General features: G+C 74.3%; 14 protein-coding genes. 7 read left to right on the top strand and 7 right to left on the bottom strand.

All coding sequences use genetic code 11. The features are described 5' to 3' along the window. Positions 1–116: 116 nt before the first annotated feature. The 3 genes from ABZ860_RS35260 to ABZ860_RS35250 all read left to right on the top strand — a co-directional run bounded on the left by ABZ860_RS35260 (position 117) and on the right by ABZ860_RS35250 (position 7,208). On the top strand, positions 117–4,445 hold the full coding sequence (locus ABZ860_RS35260; RefSeq protein WP_357228861.1) for an NEW3 domain-containing protein: 4,329 nt from the start codon (positions 117–119) through the stop codon (positions 4,443–4,445). 124 nt (positions 4,446–4,569) lie between these two features. Further along, a complete protein-coding gene (locus ABZ860_RS35255) occupies positions 4,570–5,460 on the top strand; it encodes a peptidylprolyl isomerase (RefSeq protein ID WP_357228858.1) in 891 nt (296 codons plus the stop codon). A 62-nt stretch (positions 5,461–5,522) separates the two neighbouring features. Beyond that, complete coding sequence (locus tag ABZ860_RS35250; RefSeq protein ID WP_357228856.1) at positions 5,523–7,208, top strand: wax ester/triacylglycerol synthase family O-acyltransferase; 1,686 nt, start codon at positions 5,523–5,525, stop codon at positions 7,206–7,208. A 54-nt stretch (positions 7,209–7,262) separates the two neighbouring features. Here ABZ860_RS35250 and ABZ860_RS35245 read toward each other — a convergent pair whose 3' ends face one another. Next, positions 7,263–8,630, bottom strand: coding sequence for a protein kinase (locus ABZ860_RS35245; protein ID WP_357228854.1), 1,368 nt, complete (start codon positions 8,628–8,630; stop codon positions 7,263–7,265). Between the two features lie 156 nt (positions 8,631–8,786). Here ABZ860_RS35245 and ABZ860_RS35240 point away from each other — a divergent pair, with 156 nt between their 5' ends. Then, positions 8,787–9,386: a TetR family transcriptional regulator gene (locus ABZ860_RS35240; protein WP_357228852.1), complete on the top strand. Its 600-nt coding sequence runs from the start codon at positions 8,787–8,789 to the stop codon at positions 9,384–9,386. A 206-nt stretch (positions 9,387–9,592) separates the two neighbouring features. After that, entirely contained in the window at positions 9,593–11,422 is a 1,830-nt protein-coding gene (locus tag ABZ860_RS35235; RefSeq protein WP_357228850.1) for an MFS transporter, read from the top strand. Positions 11,423–11,520: 98 nt separating this feature from the next. On the opposite strand, the gene ABZ860_RS35230 is transcribed toward ABZ860_RS35235, so the two are convergent. The 4 genes from ABZ860_RS35230 to ABZ860_RS35215 all read right to left on the bottom strand — a co-directional run bounded on the left by ABZ860_RS35230 (position 11,521) and on the right by ABZ860_RS35215 (position 17,203). After that, positions 11,521–11,985 carry a nitroreductase/quinone reductase family protein gene (locus ABZ860_RS35230; RefSeq protein ID WP_357228847.1) on the bottom strand — a complete coding sequence of 155 codons (465 nt, stop codon included), beginning with the start codon at positions 11,983–11,985 and terminating at the stop codon, positions 11,521–11,523. 6 nt (positions 11,986–11,991) lie between these two features. Continuing rightward, on the bottom strand, positions 11,992–12,621 hold the full coding sequence (locus ABZ860_RS35225; RefSeq protein ID WP_357228845.1) for a hemerythrin domain-containing protein: 630 nt from the start codon (positions 12,619–12,621) through the stop codon (positions 11,992–11,994). Positions 12,622–12,713: 92 nt separating this feature from the next. Continuing rightward, positions 12,714–16,028 (bottom strand): BTAD domain-containing putative transcriptional regulator, encoded by a 3,315-nt coding sequence (locus ABZ860_RS35220; protein WP_357228842.1) that lies wholly within the window; start codon positions 16,026–16,028, stop codon positions 12,714–12,716. Positions 16,029–16,153: 125 nt separating this feature from the next. Next, positions 16,154–17,203 (bottom strand): zinc-binding alcohol dehydrogenase family protein, encoded by a 1,050-nt coding sequence (locus ABZ860_RS35215; protein WP_357228839.1) that lies wholly within the window; start codon positions 17,201–17,203, stop codon positions 16,154–16,156. Positions 17,204–17,359: 156 nt separating this feature from the next. On the opposite strand from ABZ860_RS35215, the gene ABZ860_RS35210 reads away from it, so the two are divergent. Further along, a complete protein-coding gene (locus ABZ860_RS35210; RefSeq protein ID WP_357228836.1) occupies positions 17,360–17,914 on the top strand; it encodes a TetR/AcrR family transcriptional regulator in 555 nt (184 codons plus the stop codon). A gap of 203 nt (positions 17,915–18,117) precedes the next feature. Then, positions 18,118–19,620: an alpha/beta fold hydrolase gene (locus tag ABZ860_RS35205; RefSeq protein WP_357228833.1), complete on the top strand. Its 1,503-nt coding sequence runs from the start codon at positions 18,118–18,120 to the stop codon at positions 19,618–19,620. 84 nt (positions 19,621–19,704) lie between these two features. Here the strand turns inward: ABZ860_RS35205 and ABZ860_RS35200 are convergent, their stop codons facing one another. Further along, the gene (locus ABZ860_RS35200) at positions 19,705–20,352 is read right to left on the bottom strand and encodes a hemerythrin domain-containing protein (RefSeq protein WP_357228830.1); all 648 of its coding nucleotides are present in this window, start codon (positions 20,350–20,352) and stop codon (positions 19,705–19,707) included. A gap of 70 nt (positions 20,353–20,422) precedes the next feature. Beyond that, on the bottom strand, positions 20,423–23,746 hold the full coding sequence (locus ABZ860_RS35195; RefSeq protein WP_357228828.1) for a BTAD domain-containing putative transcriptional regulator: 3,324 nt from the start codon (positions 23,744–23,746) through the stop codon (positions 20,423–20,425). Positions 23,747–23,800 lie beyond the last annotated feature (54 nt).

The following is a 23,800-nucleotide window of genomic DNA, read 5'->3' as shown; positions in this document are numbered from 1 at the left end:
CGGAGCGGGGCGGCCCGCCGAGATCGCAGGGGTGAGGCCGGCGCCGACGGGGGATGTCTCGACCGTCACCTGTCCCCCCCAGCGGCCGCCGTGGGGAGCCGCAGTTAGGGGTGCGCATGCGCGTCACCGCCGTCGAATCCACCGAGCTGTTCGTCCGCACGGCCACCGGCGGAGCCCCGCGCCAGGTGGTCCGGGTCGTCCTCGACGAGGTGCCGGACGGCGCGTCCCCGGTGGTGGAGGTCACCGGTCCCGGGGTGCGGGGCGAGCGCACGGCGGACGGGCGGCCTCCCGGCACGGCAGCCGAGGCGCCTACGGTGGCGCCCGCGGTGGTCGAGGCGCGGGCGGTGGTGGAGGTGCCCGTGGATGCGGCCGCGCCCGCCGCGGTCCCGGGCGCGCGCGTCCCGATCACCGTGCGGGCCGCCGCGGGCCGGGAGCGGTGCACGGCCGAGGGCGAACTGCTCGTGGCCGAGCCGGGGTGGACGGTCTGGATGATCCCCCACTTCCACTACGACCCGGTCTGGTGGAACACCCAGGCCGCCTACACCGCCACCTGGGACCACGCGGGCGGCCTGGCGCAGGCGAACCGGCAGGAGTTCCAGCACGCGGGATTCGACCTCGTCCGGCTCCACCTCGACACCGCGAGGAGGGAGCCCGGTTACAGGTTCGTGCTCGCCGAGGTCGACTACCTCAAGCCGTACTGGAACGCCCACCCCGAGGACCGGGCGTACCTGCGCCGCCTGCTCACGGAGGGCCGGCTGGAGATCATGGGCGGCACGTACAACGAGCCGAACACCAACCTGACCGGTCCCGAGGCGACGATCCGCAACATCGTCCACGGGATCGGCTTCCAGCGCGACGTGCTCGGCGGCGATCCGGCGACGGCCTGGCAGCTCGACGCGTTCGGGCACGACCCGCAGTTTCCCGGGCTGATCGCCGAGGCGGGGCTGACCTCCAGCTCGTGGGCGCGCGGGCCCTATCACCAGTGGGGGCCCATGCTCGCCCGCGGCGGCTGGGGCGACCCGTCGGTCATGCAGTTCCCCTCGGAGTTCGAGTGGCTGTCGCCGTCGGGGCGCGGGGTCACGACCCACTACATGCCGGCCCACTACAGCGCCGGGTGGTGGATGGACTCCGCGCCGACCCTGGAGCAGGCCGAGGCCGCCGTCTACGAACTGTTCACCCTGCTCAAGAAGGTCGCCGCGACCCGCAACGTGCTGCTGCCCGTCGGCACCGACTACACCCCGCCCAACAAGTGGGTCATGGAGATCCAGCGTGACTGGAACCGGCGCTACGTCTCGCCCCGGTTCGTCTGCGGGCTGCCGAGGGAGTTCTTCGCCGCCGTGCGGGACGAGGGCGTCCGCCTGACGCCGCAGACGCGGGACATGAACCCCGTCTACACCGGCAAGGACGTGTCGTACATCGACACCAAGCAGGCGCAGCGCCACGCCGAGACGCGGCTCGCCGACGCCGAGAAGTTCGCCGCCGTCGCGGCGGCGACCTTCGGCGCGCCCTACCCGCACGCCGCCCTCGACAAGGCCTGGCGCCAGATCGCCTACGGCGCGCACCACGACGGCATCACCGGGTCGGAGTCCGACCAGGTCTACCTCGACCTGATGACGGGCTGGCGGGAGGCGTACGACCTGGGCGGGCGGGTCCTCGACGCGTCGCTGCGCCGCCTCGGCGAGGGGCTGACCGGCGTCGCCGTCTGGAACCCCTCCTCCTGGCCCAGGACCGACCTCGTCCGCGTGCGGCTGACGCTGCCCGAGCCGGGGGCGTACGGCGTCGCGCTCGACCCGCTCGCGCGCGGTCTGCTGCTTGAGCATCCCGAGCGGCACCCCGACGGCAGCCTCGCGGCCGTGGACGCGGTGTTCGTCGCCGACGACGTGCCCGCGCTCGGGTATCGCACGTTCCGGCTGGCGCCCACCGCCGACCCCGCCCCCATCGGCTGGGCCGTACGCGAGGGGACCAGGGTCGCGAACGCCACGCACGTCGTGGAGGTCGACCCCGAGCGCGGCGGGACGGTGTCGAGCCTCACCGTCGAGGGCCGCGAGCTGCTGCAGCAGGACCGCGTGGGCAACGAACTGCTCGTCTACGACGAGCACCCGGCGCACCCCCGATTCGGCGAGGGCCCCTGGCACCTGGTGCCGAGCGGCGGGGTGAGCGGCTCGGCCGCGGCCCCCGCGGAGGTCGCCGTCGCCGAGTGCCCTGCGGGCCGGCGGATCGTCGTCGTCGGCAGGGTCGGCCCGGTCGCCTACACGCAGGAGATCACGCTCTGGCACGGGCTGCCGCGGGTGGACCTCACCACCCACGTGGACGAGTTCCACGGCTCCGACGTGCTGCTCCGGCTGCGCTGGCCGGTTCGGGTGCCGGGGGCGCTGCCGGTCAGCGAGGTCGCCGGCGCCGTCGTCGGCCGGGGGTTCGGCCTGATCGACGTGGACTCCGCGGAGCACCCGTGGACGCTGGACAACCCCGCGCACAACTGGTTCGCGCTGTCGTCCACGGCCCGCGTCGTGCTGCGCTCGCCCGCCGGACGCCCATTCGGCGCGCGGGCCGTCGGCGTCGCCGAGATCATCGCGCCGCCGGACGCGGCGGCCGACGACCTGAGAGACCTCGCCGTGGCGCTCGTACGGCAGGGCGTGACCTCGACGTGCTCCACCGGGCCCGGCCCGCGCTACGGCAACCTCGCCGTGGACTCCAACCTGCCCGACGTGCGCATCGCGGTCGGCACGCCCGAGGAGAACCCGTTCGTCGCGGCGCTGCTGGACGACGCGGAGGCCGCGGAGCTGCGCGCGCGTCTCGACGCCGAGGGCCGGGCCCGCCTGTGGGTGCCCGCCGACGAGCCGCTGGAGAAGGTCTGGGTGCCGGGCGCGGACCTCACCGGTTCCCGCGATCTTCCGGTGCTCGTGGTCTGCGGCGAGGGCGCGGTCGGGGAGCTGATCGAGGACCTCGCCGACGCTGCCGTGGAGGTGGTGACGGATGCCGAGCCTGCCGACGCGGTTCTCGACGACTACACGGTCGGGCTGGTGAACCGCGGCGTCCCGGGCTTCGCGGTCGATCCGTCGGGGGCGTTGCACGTGTCGCTGATGCGGTCGTGCACCGGCTGGCCGTCCGGCGTGTGGATCGACCCGCCGCGCCGCACCGCGCCCGACGGCTCCGGCTTCCAGCTTCAGCACTGGACCCACACGTTCGAGTGCTCCCTGGTGGCCGCCCCCGGCGACTGGCGCGCGGCCGATCTCGTGCGGCTCGGCCACGACGTCAACCATCCGCTGGCGGCGACGGTGGGCGAGGACGGGCCTGCGGGCGAGTCGCGGTCGTTCCTGGAGACCGGGCCCGGCCTGGTCCTCACCGCGCTCAAGGCGGCAGGAAACCCGATCGCCTCGGGCCGGACGCCCGGTCCGGTGACCGCGCTGACCGCCCGCGTGTACGAGGCCGGCGGCCGGACCGTCCCGCTGTCGATCGCCACGACGCTGCCTCTGGGATCGTGGGGGCGGGCCGACCTTCTGGAGAACGTCACCGGGGACGCCCCCGGCACGCTCGACGGCATGGAGATCGTCACGCTCGTCGCCCCGCTCCGTCCCGGGCCGCCCGGGGACGCGGCGGGGGAGCGGCCGAGCGCTCCCGAGACGGGCGTCGCGAGGACAAGCGGCGTTGGGGCGGGCGGCGTTGGGGCGGGTGACAGGGTGGCGGCCGGTGAGACCGTGCCGGAGGCGCCGGAGACCGAGCCGCACCAGCCGGTCCACACGCGCTACTGGCTGAACAACACCGGGCCCGCGCCGATGGGCGACCTGCCGGTCGCCGTGCACCTGTCCCCGCCCGACCTGGACGTCGCGGGGCCGGTGGACCTGACCCTGACCATCGCCTCCAGCCTCACCGAGGACCGGGCGGAGGGCGTGGTCACGCTCACCGCCCCCGACGGCTGGTCGGTGGCGCCGGCCGTCCGGCCGTACGTGCTGCCTCCGGGAGGCCATGCCACCGTGCCGGTGCGGCTCACGCCGCCCCCCGGCGCCGATGGCGGCCTCCATCTGCTCACCGCGCGCACCGAGTTCGGCGGCCAGGCGTACGAGGACGTGACCCGGCTGCACGTGTTCCGGCCGGGCGAGGGCGGGCGGCGGTCGCCGGGGCTTGAGGTGTCGCTGGAGGGTCTCGGCCACCCGCCCCACCTGCGGCTGAGGCCCGGCGGCCGGGCGGAGGTCGTGGTCCGGCTGCGGTCCGAGGCGCGGTCGCCGGTCTCCGCGCAGGCGCAGCTCGTCAGCCCGTGGCAGACGTTCGAGATGTTTCCCGAGTGGAACGGCGGGGCCGTGGTGCCGCCCGAGGACGAGGCGGAGGTGCGTTTCCCGGTACGCGTGCCGCCGGGCGCTCGCCCTGGGCGCTGGTGGGCGCTCGTGAAGATCGCCTGCGCGGGGTGGCTGCACTACACCGACACGATCGAAGTGGAGGTCGAGCCGTGACCGGCCCGGACGCTGCCCTGCCCGGCGCCGCCGCACCCACGTCCGGCGCCGCCCGCGCCCACGTCCCGTCCTGGGGCGCCCGCAGCCGATGCCGTCTTCACGCGGTGTGTCCCGAGGTGTCCGCGTGACCAGGGGTGTCTCCCCGTCGGGCGGCGGTTTCGCGGACGGCGGCGTGATCGCGGCGGTAGTGGGGGAGGAGGTGATCACGGTCGCCGAGGTCGACCGCCGGCTCCGCCTGCTGCGGAGCGGGCCGCTGGCGGCCCGGCTGCCCGGCGCGGACACCGCGCAGGGACGCAACCTGCGCCGCTGGTTGGTTCAGGTGATGGTGGCCGAGACGCTTGTCGCCCAAGAGGCGGCCCGGCTCGGGCCGGCGCCGGAGCCGCTCACATCGGCAGGGCTCGGCCGGCGGTCCAGCCGTCCGGCGCGGCCGGACACGGCGGGTGACGCGGCGGGTGACGCGGCGGATGACACGGCCGGAGCGTCCGGCACGATGGCCGTCGCGCCCCCGGCTGTGCTCACACTGGCGGGCGCGCTGCGCACCGGAGGAGTCGCGGCGGCGGTGCTTGCGGCGTCACCGGCGGCGCGAGCGATTCGCTCGGCGCTCGCGGCCGGGAGCGAGCCTTCGGAGGACGAGGTGCGCGACTACTACCGGCGCAACCTCGACCGGTTCGCCACTCCGGAGACACGCTGGGTCCGGCCGTTCGGGCCGGTCCGGCGCGGGGAGATCGCCGGGCCGATCGAGGACGCGGTCTTCGCCGCCCGGGAAGGTGAGACGGTGGGGCCCGTGCAGGGCCCCGGCGGCCCCTGGACCCTGGTGGTCGAGCGGATCGAGGCGGCGCGGCGGGAGCCGTACGCGGCCGTGCGGGAGCGGATCCGCGCGGAGCTGGCCGAGGAGAGCGGGGTGCGGGCCTTCGCCCGGTGGCTCGACGCACGGCACGCCGACTCGGTGGTGCTCACGCCGGGGCACGAGCATCCGGCCGACCCGGCCCAGCCCGACGCCGACCACCGGCACTGAGCATGTGAAACACCCTGTTTGCCGGCGGTCCGACCCCGGTGTTTCGGGGCACGTGAGTAGGCATGGCAGAGCAAGTCAGCGCCTTCGACGCGCAGTTCCTCAACTTCGAGACGGGCACCAACCTCGCGCACATCGCGGCGCTCACGATTCTCGACCCCTCCGGCAGGCCCGGCGGCGCGCTGACCCGCGAGGACCTGATCGGGCTGCTCAAACGGCGGCTCCATCTCGCGCCGCCGCTGCGCAGGCGGCTGGTCGAGGTGCCCTTCGGGCTCGACCATCCCTACTGGGCGGAGGACCGCGAGGTCGACTTCGACTACCACGTACGGGACCTGGCGCTGCCTCCTCCCGGCGACGACCACAAGCTCGCCGAGCAGGTCGCCCGGCTGCACGGCACGCGGCTCGACCGGGGGCGGCCGCTGTGGGAGATCTACCTGATCCACGGCCTGGCCGGGGGCCGGGTGGCGATCTACACCAAGGTCCACCACTCCGCCGTCGACGGCGTCACCGGGGCCGAGGTGCTGGCCGCCGTGATGGACTTCGAGCCCGAGCCGGCCGCCGTTCCCGCACCGGAGGCCGCGGCCGAGCCGCAGCGGGCCCCCGACGCGGTCGAGATGGTGATCAGGGGCGTCGCCCGGCTGCTGGACAACCCGTTCGCCCTGCTCCGCTTCATCGCCGAGGCGGTGCCGCGGCTGGACGAGGTGCCGTTCGTGGCCCAGCTTCCGGGGGCGGGGCTGGTCTCGCGGTTCGTCCGCGGCATCGGCGGCGGGGACGCCGAGCCCCTGCCCGAGCTGCCCCGCATGGTGGTGCCGCGCACGCCGTTCTCCGGGCCGATCTCGCGGCACCGCCGGTTCGCGTTCGGCCAGCTGCCCCTGGACGAGGTCAAGCGGATCAAGAACGCCTTCGGCGTCACCGTGAACGACGTCGTCATGGCGATGTGCGCCACGGCGCTGCGCCGCTGGCTGGCCAAGCGCGACGAGCTGCCCCGTCAGCCGCTCGTCGCCGGGATCCCGGTCTCCACCCGGGGGCAGGCCGCCAACGGCTCGGCCGCCAACGAGGTCATGCTGACGATGACCTCCCTGCCGACGGACGTGGCCGACCCGCGCGACCGGCTCATGACGGTCAACCACTCGACGCGGCTGCTGAAGGAACGCCTCGCCGCGGCGCCGGCGGCCTGGCTCCTGGAGTTCAGCCAGGCGATGCCGGCCGCGCTGAGCGCGCTGGCGGCCAGGTCCGCCTTCCGGATCGCCTCGCGTGCGGCACCCGCCATGAACCTGCTGGTCTCCAATGTGCCGGGGCCCCAGACGCCGCTCTACGTGTGCGGGGCGCGGGTCACCGCGCTCTACCCGATGTCGGTGATCACGGACGTCAGCGGGGGGATCAACATCACGGTGTTCTCCTACGACGGCAGGCTCGGCTTCGGCATCGTCACCGACCGCGACATGGTGCCCGACGTGTGGGACCTCATCGACTACCTGCGCGACTCGCTGGCCGAGTACGGCGCTCTGGCGGCCCCGCCCGAGCCGGGCACGGCTCAGCCCGGAAAGCCCACGAGGCGGGGAAAGCCCACAGAACCCACAGGGCGCGCAGAGCGCGCAGAGCAGGCAAAACCCGCGAAGCCGCGGAGGGCGGCGAAGGCGGGCGCTGCGGCGGCGCGCGGCGCGCGGGCGGCCGAGGGGCCGCGGCAGGAGCAGGCCACGGCGCCGAAGCCGAGGCGGACGCGCAAGCCTCCGGAGCCGCCACCCGCCTGAGGTCTTCGCCCGTCCGAGGCCCCCGCCTCCTCGCCTAAGGGCGGTCACCGGCGGTCAGGAGAAGGCGCCCGTTCGGTGCGGTCCGCCGTGGTCCGCGCCGAGGCCGGACGTGGAGGCGGGGACGGTGGGAGGCCGTGTCCCCTGGTCGCCGTCTCCCAGCGTCAGCGCCGCGATCCCGGCCGTGAGCAGCAGGGCGAAGACGGCGGCGATCACGGCGAACACGATCGACTGCCGGGACATGCCGGTGCGCGGCGGGGGCGGGGGAGCGGACCCTTGTCGGGGGCCCTGCGGCCGGTGGTCGGATGGCCGATGATCGGATGGCCGGTGCCCGCCTGGCCGCGGGCCCGGCGCCGCGTTCGGCGCGGTCGCCGCGCGGCGCAGGTCGTGACCGCTCGCGAACGATCCTCCGGCCGGGCCGGTGAGCGCGTGGCCCGGCGCGGCGGGGGCGGGGGTCTCGACCGGCCGTCCGGCCGCCCCCGGCCAGGAGGGGGCCGGGATGGGCCCTGAAGGGGACGGGACGCCCCACCCCTGGACGCCGCCCGGCTCCCCGGACGCGGCGGGATGCGGATGATTCCCTGCGGCGGAGCCGTCCGGCGCCAGGGCGGCGAGCGCGTCCCTCAGTTCGGCGGCCGTCCGGATCCGCTGGGCCGGATCGGTCTCCATGCCGTGGCGCAGGACGGCGGTGAGCGCGGCGGGCACGCCGGGGATGTCGGGGATCGGCTGCCGGTGCAGTGCCATGATGGCCGCGATGTTCACCACACCGCTGTCGGGGAAACGCGGGGGCCTGCCCTGGAGCAGGGCGTACAACGTGGCCGCGAGCGCGTAGACGTCCCCGGCGGCCGTGGGCTCGGTGAGGTCGAACGCCTCCGGCGGCGCGTAGGCGGGCGTGAGCGACTCGCGCGTGACCGACACCTCGCTCCGGGCCGCGCCGCCCTGCCCCGGCATCGTGGCCAGCCCGAAGTCCGACAGGGCGACCATGCCGTACGAATTGACCAGGATGTTGGCGGGCTTGACGTCGCGGTGGAGGACGCCCACGGCGTGGGCGGCGGCCAGCGCGTCGGCGATCTTGATGCCGATGTCCCGCACCTCGCGGGGGCCGAGCGGGCCGGCGTCGCGCAGCCGGTCGGCCAGCGACCCGTTCGGGCACAGCTCCAGCACCATGTACGGCCGGCCGTCGGGCAGCACGCCCGCGTCGTAGACGTCGGCCACGTGCGGATGGCCGGACAGCGCGCCGGCGGACGTCACCTCGCGCATGAACCTGCGCCGGTCGCGGTCGGAGACGAGCACGCGGTTGTCGACCTTGAGCGCGACCTCGCGGCCCACCGCGAGCTGCCTGGCCCGGTAGACGACCCCGAAGCCTCCCTGGCCCAGGATCCCGAGCACCTCGTAACCCGGCACCAGCGGCCCGCCCGCCTCGCCCACCCCGCACCTCCAGAGGACCCGGCGGAACCGTTCAGCGGGGAATTCCGCCCGGAAAATCCGGGTCAGAAATCCCGCGTCCGGCACATTACCGGAGTGATCGCCCATAGGGCCCGGTCTTGATCCAGGCGACGCGGAATCGGCACCTATGCTGTGCTCATGACGGGGCTCACGACGGGAGAGACCACGACAGGCGGCCGGAGCCCGGAGCGGCGCAGGGACCTGCTCGACGCGGCCGACCGGGTGATCCGCAGAGAGGGCCCGCAGGCGTCGATGGCCGCGATCGCGGCGGAGGCGGGGATCACCAAGCCGATCCTCTACCGGCACTTCGGCGACAAGAGCGGCCTTTACCAGGCGCTCGCGGAACGCCACACGCGCGTCGTGATCGACCTGCTGCGCCCGGAGTTCGCCAGGGCCATGTCCGACCCCCGGGTCCGCGCCCGGGGCGCCATCGAGGCGTATCTGGAGACCATCTCGGCCAACCCCAACCTCTACCGCTTCCTGTTCCACCGGGCCAGCGCCGAGGACAGCCGCACCCGCACGCAGATGGCCGCCATCGTGCGCAGCGTCGGCGAGGAGCTGGGCGCGGCGCTCGCGGAGGAGGGCGTCGCCGACCCGGTGCGCGCCCGGGTGCTCGGCCACGCGTTCGTCGGCATGGTGCAGGCGATCGGCGACTGGTGGCTGGAGAACCCCGGGCTCGACCGCGACACGGTGGTGGACAGCCTCGCCGACGTGATCGCCGGGGCGCTCACGTCCTGACGCCGTCTCCTCGCGTCGTTCCTCATCAGGCCAGATAACGCGCAAATCCGTTTAAGGGCCCCATCGGGCCTTCGTCGCGCATGCCCGCGAAACATCGTTGTCACCCGATCGGGGTAATTTAGTTGCGCTAACTAACTGTCCGTCCGTCGCGCGCTGCGCGGAAACAGGCCGTGCGCTGTACGGACCAAGAGGAGGGGAACCACTCCGTGGCCGTAGCGAACCAGTCCCTGGCGGGGGCGTCGCCGCAGCCGGCGCCGTCCTCGCGGTACAAATGGATCGCGCTGTCCAACACCACCCTCGGCGTCCTGATGGTGACGATCAACCAGTCCATCGTGCTGATCGCCCTTCCCGACGTCTTCCGCGGCATCCACCTGAACCCGCTCGACCCCGGCAACACGGGCTACCTGCTGTGGATGATGATGGGCTTCATGGTCGTCACGGCCGTGCTGGTGGTGATGTTCGGCCGCCTGGGCGACATGTTCGGCCGGGTCCGCGTGTACAACCTCGGGTTCGCGGTCTTCAGCCTGTGCTCGATCATGCTGTCGCTGACCTGGACGGACGGCGACGCCGGGGCGATGTGGCTGATCGGCTGGCGGATCGTGCAGGGCATCGGCGGCGCGCTGCTGTTCGCCAACTCCACCGCGATCCTGACCGACGCCTTCCCCGTGCGCCAGCGTGGCACCGCGCTCGGCATCAACTCGATCGCCGCCATCGCGGGCTCCTTCCTCGGCCTGGTCATCGGCGGGGTCCTCGCCCCGGTGAACTGGAAGGCGATCTTCCTGGTCTCCGTGCCGTTCGGCGTCTTCGGCACCATCTGGGCGTACGTCAAGCTCAAGGACAACGGCGTGCGGCGCAGGGCGCGGATGGACTGGTGGGGCAACGCCACCTTCGCCGTCGGGCTCATCGCGCTGCTGGTCGGCATCACCTACGGCATCCAGCCGTACGGGACCGGCGTGATGGGCTGGGGCAACCCCTGGGTGATCGCCGCGCTCGGCGGGGGCGTCCTGCTGCTCGCGCTGTTCGCCTGGATCGAGACCAGGGTGGACGAGCCGCTGTTCCGGCTCGCGCTGTTCCGCAACCGCGCCTTTCTCGCGGGCAACGTCGCCAGCCTGCTGACCGCACTCGGACGCGGCGGCCTGCAGTTCATGCTGATCATCTGGCTGCAGGGCATCTGGCTGCCGCTGCACGGCTACAGCTTCGAGGAGACGCCCCTGTGGGCGGGCATCTACATGATCCCGCTGACCGTGGGCTTCCTGCTGTCGGCGCCGGTCTCCGGCTGGCTGTCGGACCGGTTCGGGCCGCGGATGTTCACGGTCGGCGGCGCGCTGGTCACCGCCGCCAGCTTCTACGCCCTGATGACCCTGCCGACGGACTTCGGCTACGGCGTCTTCGCGCTGCTCATCTTGATCAACGGCGTCGGGTCCGGCCTGTTCTCCTCGCCCAACCGGGCGGAGATCATGAACTCGGTCCCGGCGGAGTCCCGCGGCGTCGGCGCGGGGATGACGGCCACCTTCCAGAACTCCTCGATGGTCCTGTCCATCGGTGTGTTCTTCAGCCTGATGATCGCGGGCCTGTCGCAGTCGCTGCCGCACACCATGCACGACGAGCTGGTGGCCCAGGGCGTGCCGGCCGCGCAGGCCGAGGGCATCGCCCAGCTGCCGCCGATCGCGGTGCTGTTCGCGGCGTTCCTCGGATACAACCCGTTCCGGCAGCTCCTCGGCGGCATCCTGGACCGGCTGCCCGACGGCGGCGCCCACCTGACGAGCAAGGAGTTCTTCCCGCACCTCATCGCGGGCCCCTTCCACCAGGGCCTGGTCATCGCCTTCTGGTTCGCCGTGGCCGCGTGCCTGGTGGCCGCCCTGTCGTCGCTGCTGACCGACCGCGCCGGCCGCAGGCACCGCGCCGCCGCCCACGAGTCGCTCGGCTCCGAGCTCGCCGCGGTCTCCGGCGAGGCCGGTCTTGCCGGCAGCGAGCTGGTCATCCCGGACGAGGAGTTCGACGCCCGCCGCGCCGCGCCGGACACGACGAAGCCCTGACGGCTCCGCCGTGTCCCCGCCCTGTTTTCACGAGGCGGGGCGCGGCGGGTCGTGCCGGTCCTCAGCCGGCCGCCATCCCGGCGTACCGGCAGCCGGGGTCACGCCGGAAGGGCGTCGAGGGGGTCGAGCACCACGACCGGGATGCGGCGCGGCGTCATGCCCTTGTACCCCTCGTAGACGGGGTGCCGCCGGCTCATCGTCCGCCACAGGCGTTCGTACTCCTCGCCCGTGGCCTCGACGGCGCGCACCTTGCGCACGGTGAGCCCGCCGGCGCCGCCCACCTCGATCTCGGCGACGGGGTCGTGCCGCAGGTTGAGCCACCAGGCGGGAGTGGCGTCGTCGCCGCCGTTCGAGGCGATCACGACGAAGCGCCGGCCGTCCCTGCCGTACCCGACCGGCCGGGTCCGGGGCAGGCCAGTCTTGCGGCCCCGGGTCGTAAGTAGCAGGACGGGGATGCCGCGCATGGTGGCGGGCCTGCGCCCGCCGGTCCTGCGGTAGGTGCGCACGTGCCAGTCGCAGATGCATTTGATCGCCAGGTTGAACAGGCGGGAGCGTCGTGCCATGTCCGCTCAGCTCCCGAAGACGATCCGCTGGCGGCGCCGGTGTCCGGGGCGGAGCAGTATCAGCAGCAGGCTGAGGACCGGCCCGGCGAGCTTGCGGATGTGCGCCATCTCCTCCGGGCTCGCGTACCGGTCGACCCAGGCGAGCTCGAAACGCGGGTCGCCGCCCCTGAGCGATTTCTCCATCTCCTTCCAGTCGGCCGCCGGCACGTACTTCTCGATGACCGGGAAGATCCTGCGCTCCTCCTCCTCGATGTGCTCGTCGATGAGCTCCGACAGCGTGCGCAGCGCGGCCGCCAGATCGCCGACGCCCCGGCCGCTCGCGAAGGCCCGTGCCGTCGCGCGGACCCGGTCGAGCAGGGGGTCGAGTTCGGAGTGGTCGTCGGAGAGATCGGCGAGGTCCACGGCGGCGCCCGCCGACCGCTCGATTACCGGCCAGACGACCTCGTCCTCCCTGCTGTGGTGGTGATGGATCGCCGCGCAGACGTCCTCCGCGTAGCGGGCGACGGCGGCGGCGCGGGCGGAGTCGGCCCGTCGGCGTTCCGCGTCGAGGTCCTCGGCGAGCGCGCGGAGCCGGTGCAGGTCGCCGCGCATGGCGCGGTGGATGATGCGGATCCCGGTGAGGTCGGGCGTGTCCAATGAGAGCCTCCATGATGTCCGAATCGGTCTCGGAAACCACGGTGGCCCCGCCCGCTAAACGCCTGTTTGGCGGCCACTTGGCGGCGCTGTCCTCACGAATTCACCGTGTCGAGCGCCCGCAGCGCCTCCTCACGCCAGTGCGGTGAGCCGAGCTGTTCGGCGACGGCCGCGGCCGTGGCGTAGTGCTCCGCCGCCGCGGCGGGATCGCCCAGGAACTCCGCCAGCCGCCCGAGCACGAGGCCGGTGGGGCCGAGCGTGATCGCGACGGTATGCAGGCCGGCCATCTCGTCCCGGAACGGAAGGAGAAGCCGGTAGCACTCCTCGGCCACCTCCCGGGCGCCGAGGGCCATCGCGGTGCCGGCGCGGAGCGCCACGTTGATCGTGTGATAGACCCACCGGGTCGGCCAGCGGTCCGGCCAGGCGGACCGGGCCTCCTCAAGACACCCGTCGGCGACCAGCGCGCCGACGTAGAACTCGTCGATCTCATCGGGGATGGCCTCGCGGGCGGCGGCCAGTTCGGCCACCGACTCGTGCGCACGGCCACAGGCGAGGCGTACGACGAACCGGGCCAGGCTCCCGAAGACCATGTCGTTCTGGCCCCCCGCCTCTCCCATCCGGTCGGACAGCACCGTGTAGGCCGCCTCGGCCTGCTCGAACTTTCCCTCCACCAGGAGGCGAAGGGCGTCGAGGAACGCGATGATGGCCAGGACGAGGCCCAACTGGCCGCTGGTGGAGTATTCCACCGCCCGCGCGGCGTGCGTCTGGGCCGTGGCCCAGTCGTTGCGCCCCAGCGCGACCATGCTCAGCGCGTGGTGAGCGACGGTCTGGTAGCCGAGCAGCCCGTCCCGGGCGGAGATCTCCAGCAGCTCGTGCCCGATCGCCTCCAGCTCGTCGCGGTGGCCCGGCACGAACGTCGCCCAGTAGCGCGCGTTGAGCGCCAGGCACAGCAGGCGAGGGTCGCCGAGGCCGCGGGCGATCTCGACGGCCTCGGCGCTCGCGACCGCGACGACCTCTTCGTCGTGACCGCCCATCTCGTAGGCCAGGGCGGCGAGCAGCCGGCAGCGCGGTTCGCCGGCCACGACCGGCAGGCAGGAGCGAATGGCGTCCACGAGGTCCGGGTCAGCGGTGGGGTCGTTCTTCCAGATCATGGGCGCGTCGTTGGCGACCGCGGCGCGGGCGACGGCGAGGGGGTCGCCGAGCCGCCGGGTCATCGCCAGGGCACGCTTGCGCGTGGCCGCCGCCCGTACGAGGTCACCCGCGCTCGCCTGCGCGGAGACCAGGCGGCACAGCAGGTCCAGCCGGAGACTGTCCGCGGGCTCGGTCGCGAGATCCAGGGCATCGAGTGCGCCTTCGAGCAGGGCCGCCGCCTCCCTGTGGGCGTACACGCCGGACGCCTGCTCGGCCGCCCGGCGTGCGTACTCCGCGGCCGCGCGCGCCGTGGCCGGAGTGGCGGCGGCGAGCGCGTGGTAGCCGAGCGCGCCGACGTCGCCCGGGTGCACCCGCTCCAGCGCGGCGAGCACCCTCGCGTGCAGCCGCGTACGGCGCAGCCGGGGGATGTCCTCGTAGAGGGTCTCGCGGACCAGGACGTGCGTGAACCGGACCCTGCCGGGGGCCGGCTCGGTGAGCAGCCCGGCGAGCACCCCCGCCTCCAGGCCGTCGAGCACCGTCTCCTCCACGGCGTCCTGGACGGCGACCAGCACGTCGACGTCGGCGTCCCTGCCCATGACGGCGGCGTTGCGCAGGGTCGTCTGCGCCGTCGCGGGGAGGCGGACGATCCGCCTGCGGATGAGGTCGCGGACCCCGGGCGGCAGCGAGCGCGCCGCCGACACGCCCTCGGTCGCCAGCAGCCGGGCGGTCTCGGCCACGAACAGCGGATTGCCTCCGGTGCGCTCGGCGACCGTCCGGACGGTGCCGGGGTCCACCTCCATGCCGGATCGTTCCACCAGCAGGCGCCGGACGTCGTCCTCCCCGAGCCCCTGCAGGGTCATGTTCTCGGCCGTCTGCACGGCCAGGGCGGCTCCGGTCGCCATCAGGTCGTCGCCCGCCTCGGACGGCCGGTGGGTCAGGACCACCAGGATCGCGGTGTCCGCCAGCCTGGCCCCCAGGTGGCGCAGCAACTCGAGGGTCGTGTCGTCGGCGCGGTGCACGTCCTCCAGCACGAGCAGCAGCGGTCCCGGCACGCTCTCCAGGTAGTCGCCCACCGCCTGGGCCAGCCGGAACTGACCGGCACCGGGGGAGTCCTCCTTCAACAGGGGCGCGAGCCGCGCCTCCGTCGCGGGATCCGGGGGATGGGCGGCAAACAGGGTGCGCAGAACCTCGGTCCACGCCCACGCGGGAGGCACTCCGCCGAGGGTCTCGGGGCACCGGCCGACCGCGACCCGCCAGCCCTCGTCGCCGAGACGGCGCAGCAGGGCGTCGGCCAGCGTGCTCTTGCCCGCGCCGGGATCCCCGCCGACCCAGGCCACGCGGAACCCGCGCCCGGCCTGCTCCGCGGCGGAGACCAGGCGGGCGAGCTCCGCCGTACGGCCGATCATCCGGGGCGGCGGCGCGACCGGTGACGGAGCACGCGGTGACTGCGCGGCCGCTGCCTGTGCGGCGGGTGGCAGGGCCGGAGATGCGGGCGCGGTGACGGTCTTCGGCGCGTCGAGGGCCTCGCTGTGCGCGAGGATGCCGGCTTCGAGCGCCCGCAGGGCGGGTCCCGGGTCCATGCCCAGCTCTTCGGCGAGCCTGGCCCGAGTCCTGCGCAGCGCCGCCAGGGCGTCGGCCTGCCGTCCGGAGCGGTAGTAGGCGAGGGCCAGGAGCCGTACGGCGTCCTCACGCAGCGGGTGGTCGGCGACGTGCCGCTCCAGCTCCGGCACCACCTCGGCATGCCGGCCGAGCGCGAGCTTCGCCTCCGCGCGATACTCGGCCGCCAGGACCCGCAGCTCCTCCAGCCGCGCCGCCTCCGGCACCGCCCAGTCCTCGTCGCCGAACTCGGCGAAGGCGGCCCCCCTCCACAGCGCCAGGGCCTCGTCGACCACCCGCAGTGCCCCCGCCGGATCTCCCTCGGCGAGGAGGGCCGACGCGGTGTTCACGAGCGTGGGGAGGCGCCACGCGTCGACGGACTCGGCGTCGAGGTGCAGCGCGTATCCGGGTGGAGCGGTCACCAGGACCTTCGCCGGGGTCCGCGGCGCGCGGCCGGGTTCGAGGAGACGGCGCAGGTTGGAGACGTAGACCTGCAGCGCGCCCAGCGCCTTCGGCGGGGGCTGGCCCTGCCACAGGTCGTCGATGAACCGGTCGGTCGACACCACATGCCCGCCGGCGCAGACCAGCCGCGCCAGCACCGCCCGCTGCAGCGGCGGCCCCAGATCGACAGGACGCCCGCCCACTTCGGCCCGGAACTGGCCGAGAACCCATAAACGCACCATTTCCAGGAGAGCATAGGGACCGTTCCCACGCCGGCATAGATCCGCGCTCGCCGATCCACTCGGCGGCCTGATCCGGCCCAGGGCCGGGCACGGCGGACCCCGCCACGCCCGCGCCGGCGGCGCGCTCAGACGGTGACGACGAGCTTGGTCGCCGAGATGCCGCCTCGGAGCCGCCGCAGCGCGTCGGGGATGCGGGCGAGTCCGTGGCCGACGACGGTCGCGTCCGGCGCGGCCCGGTAGGCGCCGGTGGCGAGCGCGGCCGGGAGGAAGCCGGCGTAGATCGCCGGTCCGACCTCGTTGTCCTTCAGGGTGCCGCCCCAGATCCCGCTCACCCGCACCCCGAGTCGCCGTGCCCGCGAGGACCGCAGGCGTACGAGCCATCCGGGCTGCGCCGACGCGACGCGCCTGCCGCCCGTGGTGCGGGACGCGATCGCGACCGCCGGCGCGAGTGACCCGGATCCGATGGCGAGCGTGCCGGCGAGCGGGCTGTCGCCGATCCGGTCCACGATCTCGTCGACCGCGGCGGGGCTGCTGCGGTCGACCACCTCGGCCGCGCCCAGAGACCGTACGTAGTCGAAATTACGCGGTGAGGCGGTCACCACCACGCGGTAGCCGGCGTTGCGGGCGAGCTGGATCGCGTTGCTCCCGACGCTCGTCGAACCGCCCCACACGAGCACCGTCTCCGACCGCTCGACGGGGTCGGAGCCGGGCATCGCCAGCCCGAGGTGGTCCTGCTGGAACATGCCGGTCGCCGCGGTCGAAAGCGCCAGGGGCAGCACGGCGGCCCGCTCGAAGGACAGCGAGCCGGGAATCGGGGAGACCATGTGCTGCATGAGCACGACGTAGTGCTGGAAGGCGCCCTCCGCCGCGCGGTTCTGCGACTTCTCGACGCCGAACGCGTGCCCGAGAACGCGATCGCCCGGTCGCAGCCGCGTGACGCCTGCGCCGACCTCGACGACCTCGCCGGCGACATCCGAGCCCACCACGGCCGGGAAGGTCAGCCAGGGCAGGACCACGCGATACAGGAAGCCCGGTATGCCGTCGATGAAGTTCACGGCGACCGCCCGCACTCGGACGACGACCTCGTTCGCCGCCGGAGGCGTGTAAGGGGCGGGCCCCACCTCGAAGCGCGCGCCTCGCTTCGGCAGCCACAATGCGATGTTCTGCTCGCTCATCTCACGGTCTCTTTCCTCTATGTGATCGCTGGGCTGCGTCGCCGGAGCGCGAGCCGCATCCGCAGACTAGACACTGTCTAGTATCTAGTCAACGTCTACTTTCAGTACGATGTGATCGTGACCGCTCGGCCTTTCCACCATGGCAATCTCCGTGCCGTGCTGCTCGACCGGGCGGAGGCGGTGCTTCGCGAGCGTGGGATCGACGCCCTGTCCCTCCGGGAACTGGCGCGTGAGGCGGGCGTCAGCCATGGCGCCCCCCGCAGTCATTTCATCGATCGGAGCGCGCTTCTCGACGCCTTGGCGGAACGGGGCTTCGTCCGGCTCGGCGACGAGATTCGCGAGGCGGCTGCGAGCGAGCCCGACGACTATGCGCGCGCCCTCCGTGCGGCGGCCTCGGCGTACGTGCGGTTCGCCGTGAGGGAGCCGGCGCTGCTCGATCTCATGTTCGCGGCGAAGGTGGACGCCCCGTCGGAGGCGGTCCGAAGCGCCGCGGAGCGCCTGTTCGCCACCATGACCGGCATCATGAGCGCGGGTGCCGGAGCGGGCGCGTATGACACGGGCGATGTCGGCCGGCTGACGCTGCTGCTGGCCGCGACCGTTCAGGGCATTTCGGCGCTCGTCACGTCCCGGCGGATCACGATGCCTCAGGGCGAGGCGCTCATCGACGACGCGATCACACGTTTCCTCGTGGGGCCGTCCGCCGGGCGGTAGCCGCAGCGCGGATACCCGTCCGCTCGGGCGGGCGTGGTCCCCGTCGCGCAGGCGCACGGTGATCACAGGCCGCCGTTCCGGCACGCCTTCCTGACTACGGGGGGAAATCCCTACGCCCGATCGGGGGGCCCTTCGGATTTCGCCCGGCCCGCTTCCCGGCGAGCGTGAGAAGAAGCGGCACAACGCGAAGGAGGGCACGACACATGCGTGGCAGAACACGACTCGCGGCCGCCGGGCTCGCGGCGGCGGCGATGACGGCCGGGCTCGTCCCGGCGCAGGCCCAGGCCGCGGAGCACCGGCCCGCAAAGGATCAGGCCGCAAAGGATCGGGCCGAGGAGTACCGGCCGGTGATCGAGTGGACGGCCTGCGCCGGAGACGGGTTCCCGGCGGGAACGCGGTGCGGCACGATCGACGTGCCGCTCGACTGGGCGCACCCGGACGGGCGGACGACGACCCTGCGCGTCGCGCGGCTGCCCGCCACGGACTCCGCACACCGGATCGGCAGCGTGCTGCACATCCCCGGCGGCCCCGGCAACAGCGGGATCGAGGACGTCAAGCGGGCGGCGGGCGACCTCGCCGGGATCAGGAAGCGCTTCGACCTCGTCTCCTTCGATCCGCGCAACACCGGGCTCGCCGCCAAGCTGCCCGGGTCCTGCGGGCAGCCGGCGGTGCCGGCCCTGACCGAGCCCCGCGACCGGGCCGAGTACGACGCCCAGGCCCGGGCGATCGCCGCGGCCGTCCGCGAATGCCGGGCCGAGGACCGCAGCGGACTGTACGGCAGGCTCGACTCGGTGTCGGTGGCCCGCGACACGGAGGCGATCCGCGCGGCCCTGGGAGAGCCGCGGCTCAGCTTCATGACCGAGTCCGCCGGAGGGGTGCCGGCCGAGGCCTATCTCCGGCTGTTCCCGGAACGCGTCCGCGCCATGTACCTGGACGGCGTGGTCGACCAGACCGCAGGCTGGACGAACCAGAGCCTGCTGGGCTACCGGGACCTGCAGCGGATATTCGGCCGCTTCACCGCCTGGTGCGCGCGGACCGCCGCCTGCGCCCTGCACGGCGAGGACGCCGGGAAGGTCTGGCGCGACCTCACCGCGCGGGCCGACAGGTCGCCGCTCCCGGTCACCTCGCAGCGGTTCGGCCGGGGGAGGCTGACCGGCTCCTACCTGCGGTGGTTCGGGTTCGCCCCCGACCCCGGGCCCGGCGACTCCCGATGGCTGGCGTTCGCCGAGGCCGTGGACAAGGCCCGGCACGGCGACGGCTCGGGCTTCGCCGACGCGGCGCTGGGCAACGCCCGCGCCTGGACGACGCCCTTCGCGCTAGGCATGACCTGCGGCGACGACCGGGGCTACCACGGGTGGGAGGAGTACGTCAGGGCGCGCCGCGAGGCGCGCAGGGTCTCCCCGGACCTCGGCGGCGCGGCCTTCGACCAGCTCGCCTGCGCGGGGTGGCCGCTGCCGGTCGCGAACCCGTCCCGCCCCCTGCCGGTCCGCGGCCTGCCGCCGCTGCTCGGCGCGGGCACCTGGAGCGACTTCACGCTGACCGACAGTCTGGTCAAGCGGGTCCCCGGCTCGGCCACCGTGCGGTACGACGGCCCCGGCCACGTCCTCTACCTGTCCGGCAACCGGTGCGTCATCGGGCACGCCACGCGGTATCTCACGGACCTGACGCTGCCTCCGGCCGGCGCCGTCTGCCGTCCGGGCGACTGACCCGGGGACCCCGGGCGCGGCCTCCGCACCGTCGCGGCGGAGGCCGCCGGCCCGGTCACCTGTCTCCCGTCATCCGTACACCTGTCATCCATACACCTGGGACACCCGGCGCTCGTAGGCGCGGCGCCAGGAGAGCCGGTAGAGGATCCGCAGGATGGCCGGGGCGGAGCCGAAGATGTGGTCGCGGTCGGCGGGGGTGGCCACGTCGAGCAGCCAGGCGGCGAGCATCGGCAGGTCGCGGCCGTGGCTCTTGGTGACCTTCTTGCCCGACTCCTCCCACCAGGCCGCGCTGACGTGCTCCCGGATGAGCGGGACGACCTCGGACTCCTCCAGATCGAGGTGGGTGTTCAGCAGCCGGTCGAGCATGCGGAGGTCGGCCGCGACCGCGCGGGCCGGCGCACCGCCGCCGGAGAGCCTGCCGATGACGACGTCCATCTCCTGGTGGTCGGCCTCCAGCCGGTCCAGCACCGCACCGGCCTCGGGGACGAGACCGCGCAGCAGCGGCCAGATCGCCTCGTCCTCCTCGGTGTGGTGGTGGTGCAGGGCGCGCAGCAGCAGCGCGAGGTGCTCGTCGACGACCGCGCGGCGCCGCTCGTCGCGGGGGTCGCAGCGGTCGAGGACCTCGGCCAGCCTGCCGAACTCGCGCCGCAGGCCGGTGTGGAAGACGAGGAACGTGACGAGGTCGGGAGCGGGGTCGCCCGGACGGCGCCGGGTCTGCGTCGGTGTTGTCATGGCCCCACGATGGCCGCGCCCCCTTCACCGCCACTCAACGTCCACTTGCGGCCCGCTTCCGGGCCGGTTGTCATCCGCGTACGGCCTCGCGTTCGCGGGCGATCCTGCCGGCCCACCAGGTCAGCCCGGCCGCCGCGCAGCGCTCGGCGGCCGTGTCCAGATGCGCGCGCGCCGTCTCCGGTCCGGCCGCCCGGCCCAGGTAGGCCATCCGCCCCAGGTAGTAGCCCACCGGTCCGGCGCAGAACGTCCCCGCCCCGAAGGCGATCCTGTCCTCGTACGGCAGGAGCCTGCGATAGGTCAGGGCGCAGGCCTCGTGGTCGCCCGCGACGATCTGGGCCTCGCCCTGCAGGCACAGCCCCGGCAGCTCGCCGAAGTCGCGCGGCAGCCGGTGCCAGCCCTGCTCGCGCGCCGTCTCGGCCGGGGTGCGGTCGCCCCGCCAGTCGCCGATGAGCACGCCCATCACCTGCTGGTGGGCGGGGAAGGGGGAGTAGTGCGCCATCAGCTCCTCGGCGCCGCCGAAGTCCCGCATCGCGAAGTGCCGGGTGAGCAGCGCCGAGGAGAGCGTGCTGCTCGTGTGCCACAGGTTGAGCCGCTCACCGGCCTCGGCCGCCGCGGCGTACGCGTTGCCCGCGCCCTCGAAGTCCCCGTCGAGCAGGCGCCGGGTCCCCGTCCAGATCAGGTGCTGGAACCGGGGCCAGGGCAGGTCGAGCCGCTCGACCAGCACCTCCGCCCGCTCGGCGGCCCGGTCGGCGCCGGCCACGTCGAACAGGTCGGTCCGGGTCCGTTCCCTGATCATGTAGCCGAGCAGCTCGAACCCGGGCAGCCCGAGCCCGGTGAGCTCCTCGCCGATCGCGTCGAGCTCCGCCATGTGCTCGGGGAGTTGCACGCCCAGATACCGCGCGTTGAGGGTGACCGCCAGCAGTTCCCGGCCGGCCTCCCCGGAGGCCACCAGACGGCGGGCCATCGCCAGCGCCTCGGCCGTGGCCGTGTCGCAGCGGGGGTCGGCCGAGCCGTCGTAACGTTCCATCCCCAGGCAGCCGAGCAGCCTGCAGCGCAGTTCGGAATCCTCCTCCGGCAGCGCGGTGAGGGCGTCCTCGATGCGCCGCACGGTGTGCAGCTCGATGTCGCCGTAGGTGTAGAACTTCCACAACCCCGGGGCGTCCAGGCTGGTCAGCGCCCGCGCGGCGAGCAGCGGGTCGCCCGACCTGTCGGCCGCGAGCACCGCCTCCGCCCGGGTCTGCCGGGCCGAGAAGCCGTGACCGGCGGCGAGCTGCGCGCGGACCAGCCGCAGCAGAAGCTCGACGTGCTCGCGTGGGTCCGCGCCGGGCAGCGTCCCGTGTGCCTCCACCGCCCGGCGCCACCACTGCGCGGCGTCCTCGTACGCGTGCCGTCCGGCCGCCTGCCCGGCGGTGGCCGAGGCCCAGCGCACCGCGTCCGCCGCCGCGGCGGGCCCGGCGGCCAGCGCGTGCCTGGCGAGGACCGCGAGGTCGGCACCCGGCCGCAGTTCGAGCGCCCGGAGCGCGGCCAGGTGCAGCCCGGCCCGGCGGCGCGGCGGGATGTCGGTGTAGACCGTCTCCCGGACGAGGTCGTGGGTGAAGCGCAGGTCCTCGCCGAGAACGCGGAGGGCGGTCGCGGCGTCGAGCGCCTCGTCCACGTCCGCGCCCGAGGCGTCCGCGACGACCTCGGCCAGCAGCCGCCGGTCCGCGCCGGTGCCGAGCACGGCCGCCGCGTCGATGGCGGGGCGGTGCCGGGCGGGCAGGTCGAGCAGGCGGCGGCGCAGGACGTCGGCCAGGCCCTCGGGCACCCCGGTGAGCGCCCTGTCGAGGCCCTGGTCCTCGGCCAGCCGGAGGGTCTCGCGGATGAACAGGGGATTGCCCCGGGTGCGCTCGGCGAGCGCCGCCACGCTCGCCGCGTCGCGCAGCCCCGACAGCTCGGCGACCGCGGCGGGGTCGAGCCCGGCCAGCGGCAGGCGGAGGGCGTCGTGCCGCCCGAGCAGGCCGAGCGTGTCGTGCACCGCGGCCGGGCCCTCGCCGGACCGCACGGTGATCACGACGGCGACCGCGCCGCGCAGCAGCGACGCGAGGTCGGACAGCAGGCCCAGCGACGCCGTGTCTGCCCACTGGAGATCGTCGACGACCACGAGCAGCGGCCGGTCGGCCGCGGCCGCCTCCAGGTACGCCGCGGTCGCCTGGTGCAGCCGGAACCGGGCCTCGCTCGCCTCGGCCGGCCGTCCGGCCCCCGCGGCGGGGTCGTCGTCCCGGGCGGCGTCGCCGAGCAGCACCCGCAGGGCGGCGGCCTGCGCGGGGGACGGGGGAACCCGGACCGCGAGATCCCGCACGACCTGCTGCCAGGGCCACAGCGCGGGCGCGCCGGAGGTCTCGTGACACCTGCCCCAGGCGACCAGCCAGCCCTCGGCGGCCCGCCGCTCCGCGAACGCCTCCGCCAGCCACGTCTTGCCGATCCCCGGCTCACCGGAGATCACCGCCACTCCCGGCCCGCGCTGCGCCACTCCCCGGGCCGCCTGGGTCACGTTCCGCGCCAGCTCGTCGAGTCGGTCGAACTGCGTCCCCCGGCCGACGGCGCGCCGCTCCGGCCGGTCCGCCCGCGCCGCCTCGGCCTGTGCCGCCTCGGCCCGTGCCGCTTGGGTCGGCGCCGGCCGGCCCTGCCGTACGGGGGCGGGGCCGTCGAGGGCCGGGTCCTGGGCGAGGATCGCCTCCTCCAGGCGCCGCAGCGCCGGGCCGGGGTCGAGGCCGAGCTCCTCGGCCAGGTGGACCCGGGCCGCGCGCAGCGCCTCCAGGGCGTCCGCCTGCCGCCCGAGGGCGTAGAGCGTGCGGGCGAGCAGCTCCCACAGCCCCTCGCGCAGGGGGTACGCGGCCACCAGGGCCTCCAGCTCGCCCACCACGTGGGGGTCGCCCACCCGCCCGGCCAGGAGACGCTCCCGCGTCACCAGATGCGCCTCGGCGAGCCGCTCGATCTCCGGCCTGAGCCAGGGCACGTCGCCGAACTCCTCGTACGGCATGCCGCGCCACAGGGCGAGCGCGCGTTCCGGCTCGCCGGCCTGGGCCAGGCGGACGAACTCGTCGGCGTCCACCTCGTGCGGCCCGAGCGCGTACCCGGGAGGGCGGCTGAGGAGCACGGACGAGGGCGTGCGCGGAGCGCGGCCGGGTTCGAGCACCCGGCGCAGATTGGAGATGTAGCTGTGCAGCGTGCTCTGGGCGCGCGGCGGGGGCGTGCCGTCGTACAGGTCGTCGAGGATCGCGTCCACCGACACGGTCGCGCCCCTGGCGATCAGCAGGCGGGCCACCAGCAGCCGGGGCCGCGGCCCGCCGAGGTCGACGGGAACGCCGTCGACGTACGCCTCGACCGGGCCGAGCACCCGGAACATGACCGCCATGCCGGGATTGTGCCACGATCATGGGCCGTTACTGAGCCCCCAGACGGCGATCAC

The organism is Microbispora sp. NPDC046973 (assembly GCF_040644495.1).
Classification (GTDB): Bacteria; Actinomycetota; Actinomycetes; order Streptosporangiales; family Streptosporangiaceae; genus Microbispora.
This window is presented reverse-complemented; position numbering and strand designations above follow the sequence as displayed.

What these genes read in the sequence shown, in the direction of transcription:
- ABZ860_RS35260 (WP_357228861.1), top strand. Translation starts at nt 117, where the DNA reads ATGCGCGTCACCGCCGTCGAATCCACCGAGCTGTTCGTCCGCACGGCC.
- ABZ860_RS35250 (WP_357228856.1), top strand. Translation starts at nt 5,523, where the DNA reads ATGGCAGAGCAAGTCAGCGCCTTCGACGCGCAGTTCCTCAACTTCGAG.
- ABZ860_RS35240 (WP_357228852.1), top strand. Translation starts at nt 8,787, where the DNA reads ATGACGGGGCTCACGACGGGAGAGACCACGACAGGCGGCCGGAGCCCG.
- ABZ860_RS35230 (WP_357228847.1), bottom strand. Translation starts at nt 11,985, where the DNA reads ATGGCACGACGCTCCCGCCTGTTCAACCTGGCGATCAAATGCATCTGC.
- ABZ860_RS35220 (WP_357228842.1), bottom strand. Translation starts at nt 16,028, where the DNA reads ATGGTGCGTTTATGGGTTCTCGGCCAGTTCCGGGCCGAAGTGGGCGGG.
- ABZ860_RS35215 (WP_357228839.1), bottom strand. Translation starts at nt 17,203, where the DNA reads ATGAGCGAGCAGAACATCGCATTGTGGCTGCCGAAGCGAGGCGCGCGC.
- ABZ860_RS35205 (WP_357228833.1), top strand. Translation starts at nt 18,118, where the DNA reads ATGCGTGGCAGAACACGACTCGCGGCCGCCGGGCTCGCGGCGGCGGCG.
- ABZ860_RS35200 (WP_357228830.1), bottom strand. Translation starts at nt 20,352, where the DNA reads ATGACAACACCGACGCAGACCCGGCGCCGTCCGGGCGACCCCGCTCCC.
- ABZ860_RS35195 (WP_357228828.1), bottom strand. Translation starts at nt 23,746, where the DNA reads ATGGCGGTCATGTTCCGGGTGCTCGGCCCGGTCGAGGCGTACGTCGAC.